The following is a 24334-nucleotide window of genomic DNA, read 5'->3' as shown; positions in this document are numbered from 1 at the left end:
ACATCTCGTAATCTAATAAGAGTAAGAAACATACATCATGGCGGTGTAGCTCAGCTGGCTAGAGCGTACGGTTCATACCCGTGAGGTCGTGGGTTCGACTCCCTCCGCCGCTACTATTACTTAAGGACCCTTAGCTCAGCTGGTTAGAGCTGACGGCTCATAACCGTCCGGTCGCAGGTTCGAGTCCTGCAGGGTCCATTTGGTTGAACGCTTCTCGTTGCAAACGGGAAGCGTTTATTTTTGTTCGCTCGGGGAATAGTAAAGGTATTGTAATAATATTCATACTATAGTAACTAAGGGAGAGCGAAGAGAGATGGAACGTAACCATACGATGATGCAGTTTTTCGAGTGGCATGTAGAGAATGATGGAAAGCACTGGCAACGTTTGAAAGAACGAGCGCCTGAATTGCGTGCTGCTGGCATCACGTCCGTGTGGATTCCCCCAGCATCGAAAGGTCAGTCGGATGAAGATACAGGATACGGCATCTATGATGTCTATGACTTAGGCGAGTTCGATCAAAAAGGAACGGTCCGGACGAAATATGGCACAAAGGATGAACTGGTCGAAGCAATCGAAGTTGCCCATGAGAACGATATCGCTGTTTATGCGGATGTTGTCATGAACCATAAAGCTGCAGCAGACGAACTCGAAACGATTAAAGTAGTGGAAGTCAATCCAGAAGACCGATCGAAAGAAATTTCAGAAGAGTTTGAAATCGATGCGTGGACGAAGTTTACTTTCCCAGGTCGTAATGGAAAGTATTCGGATTTCGTCTGGACACACGAATTCTTCAATGGAACGGATTTTGACGCGCGCGAAGAAAAAACAGGGATCTTTAAGATTTCCGGAAATAATAAAGATTGGAACAACCAAGTAGATGATGAGTTCGGCAATTATGATTACCTCATGTTTGCAAACATCGACTACAATCATCCGACGGTACGGGAAGAAATGATCCGTTGGGGACACTGGTTCAAGGACACGATCGATTGCCAAGGCTTCCGTCTTGATGCAATCAAGCATATCAACTATGAATTTGTCCGTGAATTCGCGAAATCGATGATGGAAAGCAGCGAAGGCGATTTTTACATGGTCGGCGAGTTTTGGAAGTCAGATCTCGACGATTGCCGTCATTTCCTAGACAGTGTCGACTACACGATTGATTTGTTTGATGTTCCGCTTCATTATAAATTCCATGAAGCTTCCAAGCAGGGAGAAAAATTTGATTTAACGACATTGTTTGCGGATACGCTCGTCGAGTCGCATCCGACGAATGCCGTGACGTTCGTCGACAATCACGATTCACAGCCTGGCGAGTCGCTAGAATCATGGGTGGATGACTGGTTCAAGCAACATGCCTATGCAGCGATCTTGTTACGTAAGGACGGATATCCATGTGTCTTTTACGGGGATTACTATGGCGTCCAAGGACCGACCCCTGTCGAAGGAAAAAAAGAGATGATCAATGCCCTGCTCTATACGCGCTATCATAAAGCATACGGAGAACAACAGGATTATCTTGATGACCCGCACTGTGTAGGCTGGGTTCGTCTTGGTGTCGATGAAATCGAGAACTCAGGTTGTGCCGTGTTGCTTTCGAACGCCGACATGTGCGAGAAACGCATGTTCGTCGGTGAAGAGCGTGCGGGTCAAGAATGGTTCGACTATACAAACCATCAAGATCATCCAGTCGTGATTGACGAAGAAGGATTTGGTGTCTTCCCGGTTCCGGGCGGAGGCGTCTCTGTTTTTGCTCCGCAAGAAGTCGAGTAAATCCGAGGGTCTTGACTTGCGTCAACACAGGTACTTTTGCTAGTCTTAAAGGGTATTGAAGTTTTCGAAAATAGCACAAAGGGGGACATGAACATGTCAAAATTTGAATTACCAGAACTCGGCTACGCTTATGATGCGCTTGAGCCACATATCGATGCTCGTACGATGGAGATTCACCACACGAAACACCACAACACGTATGTCACGAACGTGAATACGGCGCTTGAGGGTACAGAACATGAAGGAAAGTCACTTGAAGAACTTCTTCAAAACTTGGATGCTCTCCCAGCAAACATTCAAACTGCAGTCCGTAACAACGGTGGCGGTCACTGGAACCACTCATTCTTCTGGAAATTGTTGAAGAAGAACGATGGCGCTGCTCCAACAGGGGAACTTGCAACAGCAATCGACGAAGCATTCGGATCATTTGATGCATTTAAAGATGCGTTCGCAAAAGCAGCAACAACTCGTTTCGGTTCTGGTTGGGCTTGGTTGATCGTTGACGGTGGGAAATTGGCAGTCGTTTCGACTCCAAACCAAGATACACCAGTCATGGAAGGCAAAACGCCAATCCTTGGTCTTGATGTTTGGGAACATGCATACTATCTCAACTATCAAAACCGTCGTCCGGATTACATCAATGCATTCTTCAACGTCGTTGATTGGGACCACGTAGCGAAGCTTTACGCTGACGCGAAGTAATGGAAAGAAGCGTATCGTTCAATTGTGAACGATACGCTTTTTTTAATGCGGAAAATCATGGGATAGGTTGTTATGGAAAGTTTCCTTCTATATAATGAAACAAGATGACTTTTGAACGATAGGGGAGTACGCCATGGCTAAACGAATCACCGTACGAGGAAGACGGCGTAATCATCTGCCGCTTCGTCTGAATTTAATGTTCTTCGTCGTTTTTTTATTGTTTGCGATTTTGATTTTCCGTCTAGGAGTCGTTCAAATCGTCAATGGTGAAAAAATTTCGCGGGAAGTCCAAAAAACGGAGATGACTGCATCAAAGTATGAAGTACCACGTGGTAAGATTTATGACCGGGATGGTCGTCTACTTGTCGATACAATTTCTAAATACTCCATTGTATATCGTCGCGCACAATCGACGAAAGTAGATGAACGTATTGAAATCGCGCAGCGTCTCGCAGCAATCATTGATCTGCCTAAAAAAGACTGGAAAGTCACGGAACGTGACATCAAGGATTTTTGGGTCGCGACGAACACGAAAGAGTCGGATCGTCGTTACCAAGCAGCAGTGAAAAAGAAGTATCCTTCAACGGAAGCACAAAGTAAGCTTTCGATTGCGGAACAAGATCAAATCCGCCTGGATGCGATCACGAAAAAAGATATTGATTACGATGATAAGACGATGGAAGTCATTGCGATCAAACATAACATGGAAGTCGGTTATGCGCTTGATCCACAACTCGTCAAGCTCGGTGCGTCTGCAAAAGAGATGGCAATCATCGATGAAAATTTAGAAGATTTGAAAGGTGTATCGGTTGAACCGTTTTACGAACGCTCTTATCCGTATGAAGGAACACTTCGAAACATCTTCGGAAAGTACTCGAAGATTCCGGCAGAACAACAAGCGGAGTTCAAAGCAAAAGGATATAGTTTGAATGATCGTGTCGGGACTTCGTTCCTTGAGCAACAGTACGAAGATCTTCTGCGCGGGAAACCGGCATACGATGTGTACGAAACGTTTAATGGAGAACCGGTCGGTGATCCAAAACGTGAAGAAGGCGAGTCCGGGAAGGACCTCGTTCTAACCGTTGATGCGGAATACAATAAAAAAGTAGATCAAATCATGCAACAAGCGATCAAAATGGGTCGTGGCATGGGTAGTCGTTATTTAAAAGAAGGATATGCCGTCGTCATGAATCCACAAACTGGTGAGATTTTAGCGATGTCAGGTCAAAAGCTTGATCCTTCGACTGGGAAGTTCACGGATGTAGCGATTAATAATGTCTTGACGTCTCTTCAAATCGGTTCAACGATCAAGGGTGCGACAGTTGCGATGGGACTACAGGAAGGTGTCATTCGTCAAAACGAAGTCATCAACGATGCGCCGATCACAATCGGAGGTACAAAAAAAGGATCATATGTTAACATGGGACCGATTACGGATTTAACGGCGCTTGAGCGCTCGTCGAACGTCTATATGTTTAACATTGCGATGCGGATGGCGAAATATCCGAGCAATGGGATTGCTGGTGCGAGCGTGGATGGAGCAGCTGCCATCATGCAGAATTACTATAGTCAGTTCGGTCTTGGGGTGACGACAGGTGTTGATTTGCCTTACGAAGCAAAAGGTGTTCAAGGGACGCCAGACCGTGTCACGTTGTTGATGGACCGAGTCATTGGTCAGTACGATGCCTTTACGCCGCTTCAAGTCGCGCAGTACATTTCAACACTTGCGAACGGTGGTTATCGAGTTCAGCCTCACTTCTTAAAAGAAGTATTGGCGTCGAACTCGATTGAAAAGGGTACGAAAAAAGTCGATTACAGCTTTAAAACGAATTATCTGAACCGGATTGAAGTCAGTCAAGATAATATTGATCATGTCCGGGAAGGGTTGCACCGTGTTGTAAAAGGTGAGCGTGGTACAGCCAAAGTCATCGCACAAACTGGAATCGATGCTGCAGCAAAAACAGGTACTGCACAGGTCAGCGTCTATGGGGATGACGGAATCGCCTTACGTGACGGAAGCGGGCAACCGGTTCGTTCATTGAACTCGAATCTTGTCGGTTGGGCACCGTATGACAATCCAGAGATGGCGTGGGCCGTGTTCCTTCCTTATATGGAACAAGAGACTGTCAACTCGAAAATCGGTCATGATCTTGTCAAAGCGTACTTCAACGTAAAGGACGTACCATGGCAGACTAAGCCAAATTAACTAGAAACTAAGCGAGGGTGAGCAATCACTCTCGTTTTTTTTGTTTGTATTGACCTTTTTTTGTAATGGATTTCGAATTGTAAACACTAAAAAACACGCCTTTACAATTCTTTTACGTTGGATTCATTTCGTTTTAATAGTTCATCCGTAGTATAAGTCTTGTAAGGAAAACGGATAAAAAGTCGTAGCATCGTCAGCGACATACTTTCGAGGAGGAAAATTAATCATGTCTTGGATGAAAAAAACAGCACTCATTACAACGGTAGCATCAATCGCAGTAGTGGGGGCAGCATGTGGTAACGATAAAGGCGGTTCTGCTAGTTCATCTGATTTAAAAGGGAAAATCGCAATCGACGGTTCTTCTACAGTCTTCCCGATCATGGAAGCTGTCGGTGAAGAATATTCAACGGAACAACCTGACGTAAATGTCACAGTCGGTGTCTCTGGTACGGGTGGCGGATTCAAACGCTTCGTCGTCGGTGAAACGGATCTTTCGAACGCATCGCGTGAAATTAAAGAAGAAGAAGCAGCTGAAGCGAAAAAGAACAACATCGAATATACAAAACTTTCACTTGCATATGATGGTCTAACTGTTGCAGTCAGCAAAGATAATACATGGGTAAAAGAACTCTCGCTTGATCAACTCGAAAAGATTTGGCTCGATCCAAACGTTAAGACTTGGAAAGATGTTGATTCTTCTTATCCGGCTGAACCACTGAAGTTCTTCAGCCCAGGGAAAGATTCAGGAACATTCGACTTCTTCTCTGAAAAAGTACTTGAGAAGAAAGACATGCGTAAAGACGTTCAACTGTCTGAGGACGATAATGTACTCGTCAAAGGGGTTGAAGGAACGAAAGGTGCGATCGGTTACTTCGGTTATGCCTACTACGCTGAAAATAAAGATAAGTTAAAAGAAGTACCACTTTCAGCTGAAGGAAAAGATGCTGTCGATCCAACACCAGAAACAATCAAGGATTTATCTTACCCGCTGTCACGTGAAATCTACACGTACGTCAACAACAAATCATTGAACGATAAAAAACAGGTGGCAGACTTCGTGAAATTCACGAACGAAAACGCTGGAGATTTAGCTGAAGAAGTCGGCTATATCAAAATGCCACAAGATCGTTACGATGAAAACACAAAAGCAATCGAAGATGCAATGAAATAATCATCGAGTCATGAGGATGGCCCAACCGGGGAAGTCTGTACCGGTTGGGTCCCGTTCTCATGTCAAGAAGGAGTAGGGAGCGAAGAAGGATGAATTCAACACCCAATAAATCGGTTCGCGAGCTGATTCAACAGAACCGACAGCAAAAATTCAGTGTGAAAAACGTCATGGAACGCATCATGCCGATTGTTTTATTTCTGTGTGCGTTCGTCTCGGTCGTTACGACCATCGGCATCATTCTCACGTTAGTCATTGAAACCGAGCATTTCTTTGAAGTCGTTCCGTTCAAGGAATTTTTCGGCAGTACGAGCTGGTATCCACTGAACTCTCAACCAGAGTATGGGATTTGGCCGCTTGTCGTCGGTACACTTGAGATTACCGTGATTGCGATGCTAGTTGCCGTGCCGATCGGCCTCACGTCTGCGATTTATTTAAGTGAATATGCGTCAGACCGTGCACGCCGTATCTTAAAACCGATTTTAGAAGTCTTAGCTGGTGTTCCGACGATCGTTTTCGGATTCTTCGCGTTGACGTTCGTCACACCACTACTCGTTAAATTAATTCCAGGCATTCAAATCTATAATGCTCTCAGTCCGGGGATCGTCGTCGGTATCATGATCATTCCAATGATCGCCTCGATTTCTGAGGATGCGATGAGCTCTGTTCCTAAAAAAATTCGTGACGGTGCGCTTGCTCTTGGTTCGACACGTCTTGAAGTCGCATTAAAAGTCGTTGTTCCCGCTGCCTTGTCCGGAATCATTGCTTCAATCGTACTCGGAATGTCTCGGGCAATTGGTGAGACGATGATCGTGACGATCGCTGGTGGTTCGAATCCGACAGCTGCTGTTAATCCACTCGAGCCGGTCCAGACGATGACTGCGTATATCGTTCAGGTCGCTTTAGGCGATGCTGGATTTGGAACAGTTGAATATTACAGTATCTATGCGGTTGGTACGCTCTTGTTCGTCTTTACGTTATTGATGAACTTACTCGCGAACTGGATCACACGCCGCTTCAGAGAGGAGTATTAAGATGGCCTTACCAGAAAAGCAACCTGTCACAAAAAAATTCATCGACCCGGTCGCAGTTAAGAAATCCATTAGCCAACGCCTCGTCGTCAACAATGTAACGAAAGTCATTTTCCTCGTCGGTCTGTTTTTCGGTCTCGTCGTCTTAGGTATTCTCCTATTCGGCGTCATCCGTGACGGTGCTTCGTGGTTATCACTTGAATTTCTACAAAACGCACCATCTCGTCGTGCGGAACGTGCCGGAATCTATCCAGCGTTAATGGGATCGATCTTCTTGATGCTCCTGATCATCCCGATGATTTTCATCATTGGTGTTGGAGCAGCAATTTATTTAGAAGAATATGCAAAAAAGAGTCGGATGACATCGTTCATCGAGGTCAATATCTCGAACCTCGCAGGTGTTCCGTCGATCGTCTTTGGATTACTCGGATTAACGTTCTTCGTACGTAATATGGGCTTCGGTTCGACGTTGATTGCTGGAGCTTTGACACTCGCATTGATGAGTCTTCCGGTCGTCATCGTTTCTTCTCAAGAAGCAATTCGCGCCGTGCCACAAGCGATGCGCCATGCATCACTCGCACTCGGTGCATCGAAATGGCAAACGACGTTCAAAGTCGTTCTTCCGGCATCACTTCCGGGAGTCATTACAGGAATCATCTTAGCTGTATCCCGAGCGATCGGTGAGACAGCACCGTTGATCATGGTCGGAGCTGCCATTTTCATCGCCCGTGCGCCAGAAGGGATCTTTTCAGAGTTCACGGCATTACCGATTCAAATCTATAACTGGACAAGTCGTCCACAAGCGGACTTCCAAGGTCTTGCAGCAGCAGGAATCATCATCTTGATGGTCATTCTCTTGACGATGAACTCGCTTGCGATCTGGATCCGGAACCGATTTTCTAAACGCTATTAATCGAACGAGATAGAAGGGATTTCTTTTAAGGAGGAAGACAGATGATGGATACGAAGCTGAATACGAAATCAGTCGTCACAGAAGGGGCAGAGCGTATGAACCAACCAGTAGTAGCACGCGAGAGCGTCTATAACGTTAAAAATTTAAATTTATGGTACGGTGACGATCACGCGCTTAAAGATGTCAATCTTGATATCAAAAAAAATGAAGTTACGGCAATTATTGGGCCGTCAGGATGCGGTAAATCGACATTCATCAAAACATTGAACCGGATGGTCGAACTCGTTCCGATCGTGCGGACGAATGGTGTCATTGAGTATCACGGACGTAATATCTTTGAAAAAGAGTATGGTGTTGAAGAATTACGGACGTCTGTCGGAATGGTCTTTCAGCAACCAAATCCATTCCCAAAATCAATTTACGATAACATCGCATATGGTCCACGTGTCCATGGCGTTAAAAACAAAAAAATCCTTGATGAGATCGTGGAACGTAGTTTACGCCGAGCAGCGATTTGGGATGAAGTCAAAGATCGCTTAAATGAAAATGCCTATGGTCTTTCGGGTGGTCAACAACAACGTCTCTGTATCGCGCGTTGCCTCGCGATCGAGCCGGATGTCATTTTGATGGATGAGCCGACATCGGCACTGGACCCGATTTCTACATTAAAAGTAGAAGAACTCGTCCAAGAGTTGAAATCGGACTACTCAATTATCATCGTCACGCACAACATGCAGCAAGCTGCACGTGTATCTGACAAAACAGCATTCTTCTTGAATGGTGAAGTCGTCGAGTTCGATCAAACAGACCGGATCTTTGGAAATCCGACCGACAAACGGACGGAAGATTACATTTCAGGACGATTCGGATAAGAAGGGGAGACGAGACGAATGGCAGCGAACCGTACAATTTTTGGAGAAAACCTTGCAATACTCGATCAAAAAGTCTTTTTACTAGCACGAAAAACGATGCAACAAATCGCAACGACAGCAGAGGCGCTCGAAAAATATGATCAAGATATCGCACGTGGTGTCATTGCGAACGACAATGAACTCGATGATCTTGAACTCGAAATCAACGATGATGCGATCCTCTTAATCGCGAAGCAACAACCAGTTGCGACGGATTTACGACGGATCATCACGGCGATGAAGATTTCATCGGATCTCGAGCGGATTGCGGATTATGCAGGAAATATTTCAAAAGCAGTCCTTCGTGTCGAAACATTTCCATACGTCATCGATATCTCCTTGTTGAAGGAAGCGTTTGAGACATTACTCGATATGACGGAAACCGCAATCGTTGCATATCGTGATGGAGATGTCGAAAAAGCAAAAGCACTGTCTGATCTCGACAATGTCATCGATGAGACGACATACAAGGCGCTCCGTCAGTATATGCGTCATATGTCCTTGCAACCGATCGTTGTCGATGAAGTCATGCAATTCACGAACATTTGCCGATATATCGAGCGAATGGGTGACCACTTGACGAACGTCGGGGAACATCTGATCTATCTCGAAAAAGGAAAACATTATGATTTAAATGGGTGAACTAAGTAGGCAGGAGGAATTTCCTCTGCCTACTTTTTTTGTAAAGGGATTCGAAACACGTTTGTAGAATAGGAAAGAAGTGAATAATGACAGAGAGGTGATTGGGAATGCTTGAGCAAATCATTAAAATGAAAGAACAAGGGCTGACAACAAAACAAATCGCAGCTCAATTGGATACGACTGAAGGAAAAATTAAATATGCTTGGACCAAATATCGTAAATCATTGACAAATCAACCAACTGTAGAAGCACCGAAAGTAAAATCAAAAACTGTCAAACAGACCAAAAAGTCGACTGCACCGGTATTAGATGTCGTACCGTCTGTGCAAGTGATGCCATCACTCGAACGTGATGCGTTTGGAATGGCGACGCATTATGAAGATGATATTCTCCATGCGATCGTTCAGTCACCGACTGCGTTATATGTCTACTGGGAATTGTCTGAACTGTCGAAACAGTTGTTAGAAACGCATTATCACACGACATTTGATTCGTTCCGTAAAGAGTTACGCATCATTGACGTCACACTCGTCGATTACGAACAAGGACAAGCGAATCGTACGTATCAGTTCGAACTGCCTGAGATGACGAATGCTTGGTTCGTTCGACCAGTTGCCCCGAATACTACATACATCATTGAATGGGGCATTCAAACGATTGATGGAGATTTCGTTCCAGTACTACGTTCGAAACCAGTCGAGACACCACGTGACGAACCAGTCACAGACGGACGCTTCGCCGAAGTCGTGCATCATTGGCAATACGGTGAGGTCGAACAGCCGGAATGGGTCGAGGTATTACGCCCGTATTCTTATTTCGATCGCGTCCGATAATGGAATTAGAGAGAGGAAAGGAAGAGAAGCTATGCGAAAAGGATATTTTTCACTCGTCTTACATGCACACTTACCATATATCCGTCATGAAGAGGCGCATCGTCTCGAGGAACGGTGGATGTATGAAGCGATTTCAGAAACCTACATTCCATTATTGTGGGAAGTCGACCGCTTATCACGTCCGCTCGGTTGGACAGTCAGTATTTCACCGCCGGTCATCGAGATGCTTGCTGATCCACTGATTCAAGACCGCTACATCGAGCATATCGAGGACACATTACGTTTGATTCGTCAGGAACTGGAGCGAGAGCTTGACCAAAAGGAACGAGATGCTCTTTTATTCTATCAAGACCGCTATCAAGATTTATTGAATACGTTCCTTCACTGGGAAAAAGATTTGAACCGGGCATTCCGCCATTACAAAGAGCAAGGCTATCTTGATTTGATTACCTGTACGGCGACACACGGGTTCAGTCCTCACATGTTGTCTGAACAAGCGGCGCGCTCTGAAATTCAGACAGGCTTGAACTGTTTTGAACGCCATTACGGATTCCGTCCATCAGGTCTTTGGATGCCGGAATGTGCCTATACGCCAGGACTTGATCGGATTTTATATGAGGAAGGCATTCGCTATACGTTCGTCGATGAACATTCGATTTTAAACGCCGATCCAGCACCAAAACACGGAATCGGAGCACCCGTCTATTCTCCACACGGCGTAGCACTCTTCCCGCGTGATCAAATCATTTCCGGAAAAATCTGGAGTTCTGTCATCGGGTATCCGGGACATCCTGATTATCGTGAGTTTTATCGGGATCTCGCGTATGATCGGGAATGGGATCAAATTGCTGAGTTCATGCATCCGGAAGGCTTACGTTATGATACCGGTTTGAAATTGCATCGTGTAACAGGTGAGACGGATCAAAAAGACTATTACGTACGTGACTGGGCATGGCAACGAACAAGTGAGCATGCAGCAGATTTTGCTCAAGCACTTGGTGAACATTTAGATGCATATCAAGGACAAGACTTCCCGCCATTTCTCGTCACAGCACCATTTGATGCTGAATTGTTTGGTCACTGGTGGTTCGAAGGACCTGATTTCCTTGGTAAAGCGATGGAACGTCTAGAGGATCAGGCGATTGAGTCGATTTCACCAGCTATGTTCCTCGAACGTCACTTCCAAGACATCGATACGGCACATGTCGCGATGGGAACGTGGGGACGAAAAGGCTATGCGGAAGTCTGGATCAACGAGCGCAACGACTGGATGATTCGCCATCTCCACCAGCTCGAAAAGAGACTAGCAGGAATCGTTGCGCGAAATCGTCATCAAGATGCATTGACTGTCAAGGCGAAACGCCAGCTCATTCGAGAATATCTACTTGCTGTCTCAAGTGACTGGCCGTTCATTTTAGACGGACAGACGACAGCACAGTACGCTGCGAACCGGTTCCGTGAACATATCTTACGTTTTGAAGAAACCGAACGTCGTCTCGATGCACAAGAATTAACGATGGACTGGTTGGAAGGGCGTTATCAACAATATCCGTTCTTGCAAGATGAAGACATTGAACCAGATGTTTTCTTAACGGCTCATGACTATTATGTTGCGGTCAAACGCGATGCTGCTTTGAACAAGGATGGTATTCTAATGTTCACTCGGGATTACGAACAATCTCACCGTCCAGTTCGTGATGTAGCTAGACGACTAGCGGCAGCGGGAGAGAACGTCTACGTCGTAACGGAACATCCTGAAGCGTATCGATTCGAGGAGGGTGTGCATGTATACGGGGTACAAGTGACAGGTCTACCGCTCGTTCAAACATACAATCAACTGGCTGCGTTAAATCTAGCCTTCTTGCGTCAGGCGCAAGCCTTGGCGAAGATCGTTGACTTCCAAGTCGTCCATAACTTCAATATGGAAACAGCGTCAGCTGCCCAGGCAATCGCCAAGATGAAAGAGTTGCCACTCGTCAGTAATGTTTATGATGTCGAGAGTGAGCGTTCTCCGGATCGTTCAGGTGGTCTGGTCGTTGCGTTAAAACGACTTGAAGGAGACGCATTGCGTCAATCGGCTGTCGTTTATCTAGAACGGGAAGAGTCACGCAACGGGGTGGAACAGGAGTATCACGTTGAAAAGAAACCCCTTCGTTTTGAAGAGAACCTTGAAAAACCATATCAACACGTGACGAATCCGAAAAAGAACGGATGAACAGTTGCAATTCCTTTCCTTTCTTGGTATGATACTTGAGTATGCTTAACCTTATGTAAAGCAAAATCACTTGATACATCGAGAGCTAGATAGGAGGGAATTCCATGCGCGTTAAAATCACATTAGCTTGCACTGAAACTGGTGACCGTACTTATATCACTAAAAAGAACAAGCGTAACAACCCAGAGCGTCTTGAGTTGAAGAAATACAACCCACGTCTCCGTAAACACACACTTCACCGTGAAGTGAAATAATTGAGATGGAAGCCGTCACTTCGTGTGATGGCTTTTTTTGTGGAAAGGAAGACAGTTATGAACAAACAAGAAGTACGCCGTCTGATCAAAGAAAGATTAGATGTGATGGAGAACCGTGCTGAAAAGGAACGGTTAATACACGAACATGTTTTGTTATTGCCTGAATGGCAACAAGCGACTTGTGTCGCAATCACGTTAGCATTTCGAAATGAATGTGATACAAGCATATTGATTAAACAAGCGTGGCAAGAGGACAAGACGGTCTTGATACCGAAAGTAGTCGGAGAAGAGATGGTCTTTTATGAATACAGACCAGAAGATCAATTGCAGCATAATCAGATGGGGATCGCAGAACCAATGGATTCAGCTCGTCGCACTACACTTGATCAAGCGGGATTTTGTCTCGTTCCGGGACGCGCCTATCGACGGGATGGCTATCGCTTAGGGTGGGGAGGCGGTTATTATGATCGTGCACTCGTGACATACACAGGTTGTAAAGTATCCATCGCCTTTTCAGAACAGCTCTTTCCAGATTTTGAAGTGGAAGACTTCGATATCCCAGTTGATCTCATCGTCACGGATCAAGAGGTTATCCGATGTTAAGTGTTACGATTTTATTTTGTCTCATTCTCGCCTGGACTGGACGATATTTTCGCTTGTTGACGACAAGCGGGGCTGTCTTGACAATGCTCGTCGGTAGTGGTGTCTCATTTGGATTCGGCTTGAAAGGTTTAGTGGTGCTCTTACTCTTCTTTGGCAGCTCGAGTCTTTTATCGAAAATTGGGCGTTCTAGAAAAAAATCCGTGGACGCGATCGTCGAAAAAGAGGGTGCACGTGACGGATGGCAAGTACTTGCGAATGGAGGAGTAGCGTTCGTCGCTGCTATAGCCTACGCCATGACGATGAATTTTGCGTATCTCTTGTTATTCCTATTCGTCATCGCGGCATCGAATGCCGATACATGGGCTTCGGAAATCGGTCCACTCTCAAGACGTGATCCATGGTCTTTGAAAACATTACGACGGGTACCAGCAGGAACGAGCGGAGCGATGTCGTTAATCGGAACGATCGGAACAATTGCTGGAGCTGCGTTCATCGCTTTAGCAGCGCAGTGGATCTTCTCTCTTTCTTTGACAGAGGCCTTACTTGTGACAGGTATCGGTGTCCTTGGAAGTCTGCTCGATACACTATTTGGAGCAATGTGGCAACGCGTGTATGAATGTTCAGTTTGCGGGGAACGTACGGAAAAACGAGAGCATCATGGACAACCGACAGCTTACGTATCGGGTATTTGGTTTCTTGGAAATGATGCGGTAAACGTCATGACGAGTGGTCTAGCGAGTGGAATCGGGTTTATCATCGTCCGATTCTGGTAAGTGAAAAGTATGACAGGGTAATTCCTTATGTTAGGATATCGATGACACAAAATGGACAAATGTGATTAATTTCACATATTACAAAGAATGTGAAAGATGTTACAATTTATTTGTGAGATAGTTAACAAACTCTTAGAACGAATGAAAGGGTGGACATAACGAGATGGAATTACATGCGAAAGTAACACGGGTGGCGTTAATCGGAGCAGGTGCGGTCGGTTCAAGCTTTGCTTATCAGATGTCAACAGCCGGACTTTGTGAGGAACTTGTCATCATTGACGTCAATAAAGCAAAAGCAGAAGGTGAAGCGATGGACTTGAACCACGGAACCCCGTTTAGTTCTTCACCGATGCGGATCTGGGCTGGAGATTATATGGACTGCCGAGAGGCTGAGGTCGTCGTCATCACGGCGGGAGCTCCTCAAAAACCAGGAGAGACGAGACTCGATCTCGTCGCAAAGAATGCATTGATCATGAAAGAAATGATTCGTCAGATTATGGATTCTGGTTTTGATGGTCTCATCGTCGTGGCTTCCAATCCGGTTGATATCATGGCACATCTGGCTTGGAAATATTCCGGTCTTCCAAAATCACGCGTATTTGGATCAGGAACGGTGCTCGATACAGCACGTCTGCGTCAAATGCTTGGAGAATACTTTCACATCGATTCTCGCAATGCCCATGCCTACATTCTTGGAGAACATGGAGATACGGAATTCGCTGCCTGGAGTAATAGCCGTATTTATGGAAAAACAATTGATGAACTACTTGCTGAGGACGATCGTTATTCTCAAGCAGACCTTGATCAAATCTATATCAACGTTCGGGATGCTGCCTACCATATTATCGAACGTAAAGGAGCAACTTATTATGCGATTGGACTTGGACTTGTTCGAATCGTGCGTGCCATCCTTGGGAACGAGAACTGTTTGTTGACGGTCGGGGCGTATGTAGATGGGCAGTACGGGATTTCCGGCATTCACATCGGAGTACCGGCGATCATCAATCGTCAAGGTGTGCGGGAAATCATTGAAGTCGCGTTGACGGAAGAAGAAATGAAGAAGTTTCATCATTCTGCTGATGTATTGCGTCAGACACTCGAACCTGTCTTGCAAGATTAACGGCGCAAAGCATGACGAAAACCTCATAAATAGAGAGCTTAAAAACTCAAATGGTGATCCTGTATCTTAGTGTCCACCTTTGAGTTTTTGTTATGAGAAAAAAGAGGCAAACATCACTACTGTATTTAAGTGAAATTAAAAGAGAAAAAAATCTAGGTTTTATTTTACTAGAAAAGGGTTAAGTAAGAGATAGAAGCGTTTTTCCGTTATTATTTGTACGTCATGAAACCCAAAAAAGGAGAGAATCGACAGTCATGTATACTTTTCGAAAATTAACTAAAGAGGATGCAGAACAATACTGGAATCTACGCCTTGAGGGATTAAAGAATCATCCAGATGCGTTCGGTCATTCGTTTGACGATGAACAGCAAACCCCGCTCCGCGAAGTACGAGAAGGTCTAGAAGGAGAACCCGACTCCGATGAGATTTGGCTCGGTATGTTCGACGGCGATGTATTGTTTGGGTTTGGTCAGGTCAAGCCATATGAACTGTCACGTGAATCGCACAAAGCGATGATTTCCGGAGTATATGTTTCGCCTGCATATCGTGGAGGGACCGGTCGTGCTCTAATGGAGGCCTTGATCGACGAGGCGAAGAAGTTACCAGACGTTGAGCAAGTCATTCTTGCCGTATTATCAGGAAATGAAGCAGCGCAAAGTCTTTACGAATCGCTCGGCTTTGAAGTATATGCCGAAGATCCAGACTCCGTAAAATTAGAAGATGGCACATACCGCGATGATATTTGGATGAAAAAATACGTCTAAGTTCATTATATGGTGTGGACAAAAAGCTGTAGCAAAAAAGTGCTACAGCTTTTTCGCGTAGTTCATGTAGGATATCAGTACCGACAAAGAATGAATATTTGTTATCATGAAAACAAAGCGGATAGCACGTTGTAGTCCGATTGAAAGGGAGCGAATGAACATGAAAGAAGTCATACGTACGATTGAAGAGCTGGTCTCGATTCCAAGTCCGACAGGTTCGACGAAAGAAGCGATTACATACGTAGAAAAGCGATTGATGGCAGAAGGCATCACGTATCGAAAACTCGAGAAAGGAGCCATCTTAGCGACTTTGCCTGGTGCTTCAACTCGCACGCGGTTACTGACGGCACACGTCGATACATTAGGGGCAATGGTAAAAGAGATTTTACCAACGGGACGACTCAGTTTATCACAATTAGGGGGCTATGCTTGGACAGCGATCGAAGGAGAGAACTGTCTCGTGCATAAGATGGACGGTCAAACAATTTCCGGTACGATTGTTTTCCATCATTCGAGTGTCCATACGTCACGCGAGACGAACAAAACGGAACGGTCCGCTGATAATATTGAAGTCCGACTTGATATTCGTTCGACGACAGCCGAAGAGACGCGCGTCGCGGGGATTGAAGTAGGAGACGTCGTGACGTTTGATCCGCGTTTCCTCTATACGGAAACTGGGTTTGTGAAATCGCGCCATCTCGATGATAAAGCATCGGTTGCTTTGTTGCTTGAATTGATTAAAGAATGGAAAACCATCGACCTGCCACACACGGTCCAGATCCTGATTTCAAATTACGAAGAGGTTGGGTTCGGTGGAAATGCTGGATTCACGGAAGAAGTCGCAGAATATGTCGCGGTCGACATGGGTGCGTTAGGAGATGGTCAGCATTCTGACGAATTCACGGTCTCGATTTGTGCAAAAGATGGTTCCGGTCCGTATGACTTAGCGTTACGTCATCAGCTAACACGTCTAGCACAACGCAATAGTATCCCATATAAAGTTGATATTTATCCGTTCTATAGCTCGGACGCTTCGGCAGCAGTGCGTGCGGGACATGATGTTCGACACGGACTATTTGGTCCGGGGATCGAATCGAGCCATTCTTACGAACGAACACATGAGACGTCATTACAAGCGACCTATGATTTGCTACATGCGTATGTAAAGGAGCCGATGGTCGATGAAGACACTGTATGATGTACAACAGTTACTTAAGACGTATGGAACCTTCATCTATCTAGGAGATCGAGCATCAGATATTGCGATGATGATGCTCGAACTTGATGAATTGCAAGAAGCAGGCGTTTTGGAGCAACGTCAGTATGATTCAGCAAAACTCATCTTACGACATGAATTAAAACGTTCACAATCCGATAATGTTTAAGGTTGCGCAACCCTTTGCGCAATACGAGTGTGTCCGTTAAAATGAACAAGTAGACATTATATGAGCATAGGGGAGACAGAGCAATGAAATGGTTACTCGGCATTGATATCGGTGGAACGACAGTGAAGATGGCAATTTTGGATTTGCAAGGCATCATCGTAGAAAAATGGGAAATTGAGACGGTGATCCTGAATGATGGTGCACAAATTCCAGGAGATATTGCAAAATCATTTTTTGAGAAGTGTCAAGAAAGCAACAAACGACCAGAGGATTTTGTCGGAGCAGGTATTGGTGCGCCAGGATTCATCGACTTTAATACGGGTGTCGTTGAAAAGGCAGTCAACATCGGGTGGCATAATTTTGAACTCGTTGGTGAATTCGAACGGTTGACAGGTTTACCGGCAGTACTTGAAAATGATGCGAACGCAGCAGCGATCGGTGAGATGTGGAAAGGTGCCGGTAGTGGCGCAACAGAATTACTCGCGGTCACACTTGGTACGGGTGTCGGTGGTGGTCTGATCACGAACGGACAAATCGTTCACGGTACGGTCGGAATGGCAGGAGAAATCGGTCATATCACGATGTTGCCTGAAGGTGGCGTCATGTGTGGATGTGGACGTAAAGGATGCCTTGAGACGATTGCTTCAGCAACGGGTATCGCCCGTCTTGGTCTTGAGAAACGTAAAGGACAAGAATCGCTACTGAATGACATTAAAGCAGTGACGGCGAAAGATGTATTTGAAGCGTATGAGAAAGGCGATCGTATCGCAACGGATGTTGTAGAGGAAGTGACGTTCCACCTCGGACTTGCGATTTCAAATCTAGCAAATAGTATCAATCCGGAAATCATCGTCATCGGTGGTGGTGTCTCGAAAGCAGGTGAAACACTGCTTGCACCACTACGTCAGCAATTTGAACGGTTTGCGTTACCCCGTGTCTTTGGATCAACGACGTTCAAGATTGCTGAACTCGGAAACGATGCTGGAGTCATCGGGTGTGCATGGCTTGCTAAGCAAATGTTCTTGAAAAAATGATAATATTCAATTTCAATGAAAGGTTCGCTCCGGCGAATCTTTTTTTTGTTTACAAATGTATAGTAATTGTGTGATTGTTAAGTATCTTCCGGATTCCGGTTGCATTTTTGTAAAACTAAGCGTAAAATTTTCACGTGATATGGGTATATGTACATTATGATGTAAGTTGTGTGAACTGAAAGCAGAAGGCACATGTAAATTAGGAGGCAGGTTTTTATGCAGCAAGACGCAAACATCTGGTCGCGAATGCGCCTAAAGATGGGTCAAGGCGTTCGCAGTACTTATAAAGAGCATAAGCTTTTTTGGATTGCGACCTTATTGATTTGGTTAAAAACGTATTTAGCGTATACGCTTTTCTTCAACGTTCCCGTAACGAATTCCGCGCAAGCATTCATTCTACTAATTAATCCAATTAGTTCAGCGCTCTTCATGTTTGGATTTAGCTTCTTCTTCCGAGGAAATGTCCAAAAATGGTTCATCTACGGTACACTGTTCGTCGCAACCATCATTTTATATGCGGACATCATTTTTTTCCGCTTCTTTAATGATTACTTGACGTTGCCAGTATTGTTCCAAACTTCGAATGCAGAGACGGTTTCCGCTTCACTCGCATCGCTTTTAAGTTGGGCTGATTTACTGATCGTCGGCGATTTGATCATCTTACCATTTTTCTTACGGAAAATGGATATGTCCAAAAACGTCGCGTCACGTGGGCGCGCAATTCTTGCATTCGTCGCAGCAGTCGTCGTCTTCCTTGGAAACTTGACGCTTGCTGAGACAGAACGTCCAGAATTATTGACACGTGCCTTTGACCGGGAATTACTCGTTAAGAACATCGGAACATTTAACTTCCATATGTATGACGCACTCATCCAGTCGAAGACATCTGCGCAAAAAGCACTTGCGGATAGCTCTGAGTTATCAGAAGTCCAAAACTTCATCGATTCGAAGCATGCTGCAGCCAATCCGGCGATGTTCGGCAAGTATAAAGGTAAGAACGTCATCGTCATCTCGTTTGAGTCAGCTCAATCATTTGCCGTTGGTTTAAAAGCACCAAACGGTCAAGAAATTACACCGAACTTGAATAAATTGATCAAGGAATCCCATTCATGGGATAACTTCTATCACAACACAGGACAAGGGAAAACGTCAGATGCTGAGTTCATTCTTGAGAATTCAATCTATCCACTTGGTCGTGGATCTGCATTCTTTACGAACGGAGAGAACGAATTCCGTGCAACACCTGAGATGTTGAAAGAAGATGGCTATTACTCAGCTGTTTTCCATGCGAATAACAAGTCATTCTGGAACCGGGACATCGTCTACAACAGTTTCGGCGTAGATCGTTTCTTCTCGGAGACGGATTATGATTTAGGGGATCCAGCAGATTTGACGGAGTGGGGCTTACTCGATGACAAGTTCTTTGAACAGTCACTTCCGATGTTAAAAGATTTACCACGTCCGTTTTATTCGAAATTCATTACGTTAACGAACCACTATCCATTCGAGATGCCAAAACCAGAAGATGAACTCGTACCACCGCTTGAAACGAGTTCTACGACACTGAACCACTACGTTCAGGCGCTAGCGTATCAAGATATGGCACTCGGTAAGTTCATCGAAGGTCTAAAAAAAGATGGTACGTGGGATGATACGATCTTCATGGTATACGGTGACCATTACGGTATTTCAACAAACCATAATGCTGCAATGGCAGAACTCATGAACAAAGATGAGTTGACTCCGTATGATGTTGCGCAACTGCAACGTGTACCGTTTGTCATTCATTTACCGGGTCAAACGAAAGGTGTCAAACACGAAAATGTTGCGAGTCAAATCGATATTAAACCAACATTGCTTCACCTGTTAGGTCATGATTTCAAGAATGAGATCTTGTTCGGTACCGATCTCTTCTCAAAACAACATAAAGACTATGCGTTGTTCCGTGACGGTTCTGTCGTAACAGATAAGACGGTCTACACGCAAGAAACATGTTATGACCGTAAGACAGGAGAAGAAGTGAAGGACGGGGAACAAGCGGAAATGTGTAAACAATCTACGAAACAATCTGAGAAAGAATTAGGACTCTCAGATAAAGTCATCTATGGCGACTTGCTACGTTTCCTTCAAACTTCAAAATAAGTAAGATAATACTGAGAGTAGGTCTACGTTCTAGTAGGTCTACTCTTTTTATAAAATAACAAAAAAGAGAGATGCTCGAGGCACCTCTCTTTTTAGCGTACTCTGATTACGATGGAATACCGCCGTAAATCAATGTCGCAATCCCAAACCAGCCGAATAAGACGACAGTTAGGGCTGCGAATACGAGTGGAAACATTTGGCGTTTCTTAAGTGAACGAACGACGGCCCAAACACCGACGAGTGCGACGAAGAAGAAAAGCCAACCGATTGGTTGATCCAAATGCATGACGTACTCCCCCTTAAACAATCACGTTATGAATTTCACGAAGATTTCACTTAAATCTCACTTTTTAGTTTATCCGACTCTCGGGATAAAGTCGAGAGGGCGTTGCAGGAACTTTCGACAATTTCGTGTATAGTAGGGGAAGAGTCTATTGAAAAGGGGTTTTATAGAATGGAAATCGTCATGATCACTTCCGGTATGGCATCTGAGAATGGCTACTTGTTATTTAAGGACAAGGAGTGTCTCGTCATTGATCCAGGAACAGAAGATATGCGTTTTTTCGATGAAATTGAAAGTCGAGGAGCAACCTTAAAAGGAATCCTTTTGACCCATGCTCACTTTGACCACATTGGTGGTGTGGATATGTTACGACGCTTCACGGAAGCTCCTGTCTACGTTCATGCGGAAGAGGCAGGCTGGCTTGGTAATCCAGAATGGAATGGTTCGGCAAAATTCGGCATGCCGCCGATGCGCATGAAGCCAGCCGATCATCTGTTACAACCAGGACAATTGGCAATCGGTAACTTTTCAATGCATGTACTTGAGACGCCAGGACACTCACCAGGAAGTGTGACGTTCTATTTCAAGGGAGAACGAATCGCATTCGGTGGGGATCTCCTATTCCAACAAGGCGTCGGGCGAACGGATCTTTATGGTGGGAATCAAGACGTATTGATGCGTTCGCTTGATCGACTCATTGCGGAACTACCAGCAGACACGACAGTCTATCCGGGTCACGGTCCAAATACGACGATCCGACAAGAGATGAAAACCAATCCGTTTCTATAAGCAAAAAAACTCGCCATCCAAGAGGATGACGAGTTTTTTTCATTACATCTGGAAGTTCGACCAGTACGTAAAGACGATGAAAAATACAGTTAAGTAAGCTCCAAAGATATAGACATACGTTTTTTCAGTTAAACGCAAGTAACCAAGCGCTGCAAAAAAGACAGTTTGTGCCAAGAAGACGAAGCCCATGACTAAAAATGAATCCGTATGCTCACTTGAGCTTGCATCGCCACCCAATGCGCCGATAAATGCCATGACTGCGATGATACCAGTCCAGAAACCGAGTACGCGGTACATTCTCCCCATTCCTATAACCCCCTAAATCCGACAGATAGTCAATATACGTACTTATTTTACCAAGCAAACAATCATTCGTCTATCCTGTTCTAGTGATTGTTAAGGAATAACTGTGAACAAAAGATGAAGTTTCAAAAAAAGTTGTACAATAGTTGTACAAAAGGTGTACAAAGTCAAAATGTCGTGCTATAGTAACTGTAATGAAACCCCACACTTTGAGAGGAGGAGCAAAAATGGCGAATGAGTTAGTCTTTTTCACATATCCAAGCTGTACATCATGTCGTAAAACGAAATCATGGTTAAAAGAGGAACATGTTGATGTAGAGGAACGTCATCTGTTCAGAAATGCTCCAACAGTTGATGAACTCATGGAACTGTTAAAATTATCGACAGACGGGATTGAAAGTTTGCTCGCAACACGCAGTCAAGCCTTCAAAGATCTCGGCATTGATATTGAAGACATGAAACTCAGTGAGTTATTACGCCTCATGAGTGACAATCCGAAGTTGTTACGCCGTCCAATCATCACTGATGGAAAACAACTCGTTATCGGGTATGATAAACCGGGTCTTGAGACATTAGCGAAGCGTAAACATCGGACAATTGCACACGTATCATAAAGAAGCCGGTTTGGTCGGCTTCTTTTTTTTGTGTATTGTTTGCTGTAGGGAGGTGAGTAGAAATGAAGGAATGGACGACACAACTCATGGAACGATTCGAAGCACTCGGTGCAACAGATGTTCATTTCGTTCCGAACGAGACTCGCGTCCGAATCGTTTGTCGAACGAGCGATGGGCTGTGTGAACAAGATGACGTAGAACTGACACGTTACCGGACGCTTGTCAGCCATATTCGCTATGAGGCGAACTTAAAGGAACAAAATGAACGAATTCCGCAAAGTGGCTTGTATCCACATGGGAAAAAGGGAATGCGTGTCTCGTTGTTACCGAGTCGACAAGGGGATGCGATGTCGTGGCGTTTTTATCGTTCGACAGTCTCTCGAGAAACGGCTTTACAAACGTTACATGATCAATTGGACTTCGCATGGTTAGCTGAACAACGACATGGGTGTATCGTCATTTCCGGATCGACAGGTGCAGGAAAGACGACGATGTTATATTCCTTGATGAGTGCAATGGAAGAAAAACGAATCATCTCGATTGAAGATCCGGTGTAATGTACGGTACCAAACGTCTTACAACTGGAACTAAATGAAAAAGCAGGCTTCACTGCTACACGATGTTTTGAGGAAATACTGCGAGCGGATCCAGATTGGATTGCTTTTGGTGAGGTGCGGACAAGGGAGGCAGCACGTTTGACGATGAATGCCGCCCTTAGTGGTCACGTCGTGTTGTTTACGCTACACGCTGGAAGTATTGATGAAGCGCGATTACGATTGCGCAGTTTAGGTATCGAAGAGTCAGAGCTAGCTGTCTGTCAACGCATCATTCATCTCGAGCGAAAAGGAGAGGATGTCCGCTGTACCGTCAGAAACTTACAAGCCGCGATCAAAGTCGGTTCTTAAAACGATATCATCGCTTGTTATCAAAAGGAATTTCCGCGAAAGAGACGCTACTCATTTTAAAACGATTCGAGCGTCATCCGTTCTCGGAAGTGGTCGGAGAAATGGAGCAACGTCTTGAAAAAGGAGACTCCTTTGCAGCATCCCTTGAACCGCTTGCGTTAACGAATACCTTAAAACGACTTCTTTTTGTTGGAGAAAGGACAGAGCGACCGTTGCTTGTTCTTCGCCAAATCGTGAAACTGCTCGACCTCGAAACAGAAATGCGATCGAAGTTTTGGAAGATGATCCGATATCCGCTTGTTCTAGCGACCAGTCTATTCCTGCTGTTCTTCTTTTACGCCCTCTACGTATTTCCATCTCTCCTCGAGATGTCGGACCCGAAAACTCTCCCCTCATTTCTTCATCTTCTTCTTCACCCCTCTGCGAAATATATGCTCGCAAGTATTCCCGTTATTTTGTTAACCTCCGGTTACCTCTTCTTTCGCTTCTTTCCATTAAACCGTATTTTACGACTGAAACCGTTACAGCGTTTGATTCGTCTCTACTACAGCTATTTATTCACGATCGAAGTAGGATCGTTTATCGATGCTGGCTTTTCGCTCGAAGAGACCTTTCGTCATCTAGAGCAAGGACAAGCGAATAAAAAAGGTCATTTGTACGCTCGTTTGCATGCTAAACAACAGTCGGGGGAACCACTTGCAGAAGCGCTTGGTGAAGATGAGATCATCGAAGCCGAGACGATTGGAATCGTCCATTTAGCGCGAGAAAGTGGAGATCTTGGTCCGTTGTTGCTTGAACAAGCGACGCTCTTGCATGAGTCGATGGAAGAGGAGTTAGAGAAAAAGTTGTTATGGATCGAGCCGATTTTGTACGGGGGATTAACGATCATGACAGGAACGTTGTTTCTCATCTTATATTATCCGATTCAGCTAGCGATACAGCAGCTTCCATTTTAAACAGAGGAGACGAT

Annotated in this window: 24 protein-coding genes, 2 tRNA genes and 1 pseudogene; 25 read left to right on the top strand and 2 right to left on the bottom strand. The window is 45.0% G+C overall.

What is annotated here, in order from left to right; translation table 11 throughout:
• Window positions 1-39 precede the first annotated feature (39 nt).
• The 21 genes from BW42_RS07790 to BW42_RS07690 all read left to right on the top strand — a co-directional run bounded on the left by BW42_RS07790 (window position 40) and on the right by BW42_RS07690 (window position 20470).
• Window positions 40-113, top strand: a tRNA-Met gene (locus tag BW42_RS07790).
• A gap of 11 nt (window positions 114-124) precedes the next feature.
• Window positions 125-198, top strand: a tRNA-Ile gene (locus tag BW42_RS07785).
• 115 nt (window positions 199-313) lie between these two features.
• Entirely contained in the window at window positions 314-1774 is a 1461-nt protein-coding gene (locus BW42_RS07780; RefSeq protein WP_035409168.1) for an alpha-amylase, read from the top strand.
• A gap of 93 nt (window positions 1775-1867) precedes the next feature.
• Window positions 1868-2476 (top strand): superoxide dismutase, encoded by a 609-nt coding sequence (locus BW42_RS07775; RefSeq protein WP_035409166.1) that lies wholly within the window; start codon window positions 1868-1870, stop codon window positions 2474-2476.
• Between the two features lie 133 nt (window positions 2477-2609).
• Window positions 2610-4682 carry a penicillin-binding protein 2 gene (locus BW42_RS07770; RefSeq protein WP_035409164.1) on the top strand — a complete coding sequence of 691 codons (2073 nt, stop codon included), beginning with the start codon at window positions 2610-2612 and terminating at the stop codon, window positions 4680-4682.
• Window positions 4683-4908: 226 nt separating this feature from the next.
• A complete protein-coding gene (locus BW42_RS07765) occupies window positions 4909-5853 on the top strand; it encodes a PstS family phosphate ABC transporter substrate-binding protein (protein WP_035409162.1) in 945 nt (314 codons plus the stop codon).
• Between the two features lie 89 nt (window positions 5854-5942).
• A complete protein-coding gene (pstC, locus tag BW42_RS07760) occupies window positions 5943-6884 on the top strand; it encodes a phosphate ABC transporter permease subunit PstC (RefSeq protein ID WP_035409160.1) in 942 nt (313 codons plus the stop codon).
• A 1-nt stretch (window position 6885) separates the two neighbouring features.
• Complete coding sequence (pstA, locus tag BW42_RS07755) at window positions 6886-7794, top strand: phosphate ABC transporter permease PstA (RefSeq protein WP_035409158.1); 909 nt, start codon at window positions 6886-6888, stop codon at window positions 7792-7794.
• A 95-nt stretch (window positions 7795-7889) separates the two neighbouring features.
• On the top strand, window positions 7890-8666 hold the full coding sequence (pstB, locus tag BW42_RS07750; RefSeq protein WP_052019099.1) for a phosphate ABC transporter ATP-binding protein PstB: 777 nt from the start codon (window positions 7890-7892) through the stop codon (window positions 8664-8666).
• An 18-nt stretch (window positions 8667-8684) separates the two neighbouring features.
• Complete coding sequence (phoU, locus tag BW42_RS07745; RefSeq protein ID WP_035409154.1) at window positions 8685-9347, top strand: phosphate signaling complex protein PhoU; 663 nt, start codon at window positions 8685-8687, stop codon at window positions 9345-9347.
• 107 nt (window positions 9348-9454) lie between these two features.
• Window positions 9455-10180, top strand: coding sequence for a DUF4912 domain-containing protein (locus BW42_RS07740; protein WP_035409152.1), 726 nt, complete (start codon window positions 9455-9457; stop codon window positions 10178-10180).
• A 31-nt stretch (window positions 10181-10211) separates the two neighbouring features.
• Window positions 10212-12395: a 1,4-alpha-glucan branching protein domain-containing protein gene (locus tag BW42_RS07735; protein ID WP_035409150.1), complete on the top strand. Its 2184-nt coding sequence runs from the start codon at window positions 10212-10214 to the stop codon at window positions 12393-12395.
• A 104-nt stretch (window positions 12396-12499) separates the two neighbouring features.
• Window positions 12500-12649: a 50S ribosomal protein L33 gene (gene rpmG / locus BW42_RS07730; RefSeq protein ID WP_012369771.1), complete on the top strand. Its 150-nt coding sequence runs from the start codon at window positions 12500-12502 to the stop codon at window positions 12647-12649.
• Between the two features lie 57 nt (window positions 12650-12706).
• Window positions 12707-13252 carry a 5-formyltetrahydrofolate cyclo-ligase gene (locus tag BW42_RS07725; RefSeq protein WP_035409149.1) on the top strand — a complete coding sequence of 182 codons (546 nt, stop codon included), beginning with the start codon at window positions 12707-12709 and terminating at the stop codon, window positions 13250-13252.
• Window positions 13246-14025, top strand: coding sequence for a DUF92 domain-containing protein (locus tag BW42_RS07720; protein ID WP_035409147.1), 780 nt, complete (start codon window positions 13246-13248; stop codon window positions 14023-14025). The genes BW42_RS07725 and BW42_RS07720 overlap by 7 nt, the downstream gene beginning before the upstream one ends.
• Before the next feature lie 163 nt (window positions 14026-14188).
• Window positions 14189-15145 (top strand): L-lactate dehydrogenase, encoded by a 957-nt coding sequence (locus BW42_RS07715; RefSeq protein WP_035409145.1) that lies wholly within the window; start codon window positions 14189-14191, stop codon window positions 15143-15145.
• A gap of 254 nt (window positions 15146-15399) precedes the next feature.
• Window positions 15400-15909 carry a GNAT family N-acetyltransferase gene (locus tag BW42_RS07710; protein ID WP_035409143.1) on the top strand — a complete coding sequence of 170 codons (510 nt, stop codon included), beginning with the start codon at window positions 15400-15402 and terminating at the stop codon, window positions 15907-15909.
• 160 nt (window positions 15910-16069) lie between these two features.
• The gene (locus tag BW42_RS07705) at window positions 16070-17107 is read left to right on the top strand and encodes a M42 family metallopeptidase (protein ID WP_081780393.1); all 1038 of its coding nucleotides are present in this window, start codon (window positions 16070-16072) and stop codon (window positions 17105-17107) included.
• Window positions 17091-17294 carry a YqgQ family protein gene (locus BW42_RS07700; RefSeq protein ID WP_035409139.1) on the top strand — a complete coding sequence of 68 codons (204 nt, stop codon included), beginning with the start codon at window positions 17091-17093 and terminating at the stop codon, window positions 17292-17294. Before BW42_RS07705 ends, BW42_RS07700 begins: the two co-directional genes overlap by 17 nt.
• A gap of 83 nt (window positions 17295-17377) precedes the next feature.
• Complete coding sequence (locus BW42_RS07695; RefSeq protein WP_035409137.1) at window positions 17378-18328, top strand: ROK family glucokinase; 951 nt, start codon at window positions 17378-17380, stop codon at window positions 18326-18328.
• Between the two features lie 216 nt (window positions 18329-18544).
• On the top strand, window positions 18545-20470 hold the full coding sequence (locus BW42_RS07690; protein WP_035409136.1) for an LTA synthase family protein: 1926 nt from the start codon (window positions 18545-18547) through the stop codon (window positions 20468-20470).
• Between the two features lie 106 nt (window positions 20471-20576).
• Here the strand turns inward: BW42_RS07690 and BW42_RS07685 are convergent, their stop codons facing one another.
• Window positions 20577-20756: a DUF2759 domain-containing protein gene (locus tag BW42_RS07685; protein WP_035409134.1), complete on the bottom strand. Its 180-nt coding sequence runs from the start codon at window positions 20754-20756 to the stop codon at window positions 20577-20579.
• Window positions 20757-20924: 168 nt separating this feature from the next.
• Between BW42_RS07685 and BW42_RS07680 the strand changes: the two genes are divergently transcribed.
• The gene (locus BW42_RS07680; RefSeq protein ID WP_035409132.1) at window positions 20925-21542 is read left to right on the top strand and encodes an MBL fold metallo-hydrolase; all 618 of its coding nucleotides are present in this window, start codon (window positions 20925-20927) and stop codon (window positions 21540-21542) included.
• Window positions 21543-21584: 42 nt separating this feature from the next.
• Here the strand turns inward: BW42_RS07680 and BW42_RS07675 are convergent, their stop codons facing one another.
• Window positions 21585-21848, bottom strand: a complete 264-nt coding sequence (locus BW42_RS07675; protein WP_023467555.1) for a DUF2626 family protein — start codon at window positions 21846-21848, stop codon at window positions 21585-21587.
• Window positions 21849-22072: 224 nt separating this feature from the next.
• On the opposite strand from BW42_RS07675, the gene BW42_RS07670 reads away from it, so the two are divergent.
• The 3 genes and pseudogenes from BW42_RS07670 to BW42_RS07660 all read left to right on the top strand — a co-directional run bounded on the left by BW42_RS07670 (window position 22073) and on the right by BW42_RS07660 (window position 24320).
• Window positions 22073-22459, top strand: coding sequence for a Spx/MgsR family RNA polymerase-binding regulatory protein (locus tag BW42_RS07670; protein WP_035409130.1), 387 nt, complete (start codon window positions 22073-22075; stop codon window positions 22457-22459).
• A 62-nt stretch (window positions 22460-22521) separates the two neighbouring features.
• Window positions 22522-23364 (top strand): annotated as a pseudogene (locus tag BW42_RS07665) (ATPase, T2SS/T4P/T4SS family).
• Between the two features lie 14 nt (window positions 23365-23378).
• Complete coding sequence (locus BW42_RS07660; RefSeq protein ID WP_052019070.1) at window positions 23379-24320, top strand: type II secretion system F family protein; 942 nt, start codon at window positions 23379-23381, stop codon at window positions 24318-24320.
• Window positions 24321-24334 lie beyond the last annotated feature (14 nt).

It is taken from the genome of Exiguobacterium sp. RIT341, assembly GCF_000632205.1.
Lineage (GTDB): Bacteria > Bacillota > Bacilli > Exiguobacteriales > Exiguobacteriaceae > Exiguobacterium_A.
Note: the sequence above shows the minus strand (reverse complement) of the source record. Positions and strands in the feature narration are given on the sequence as shown.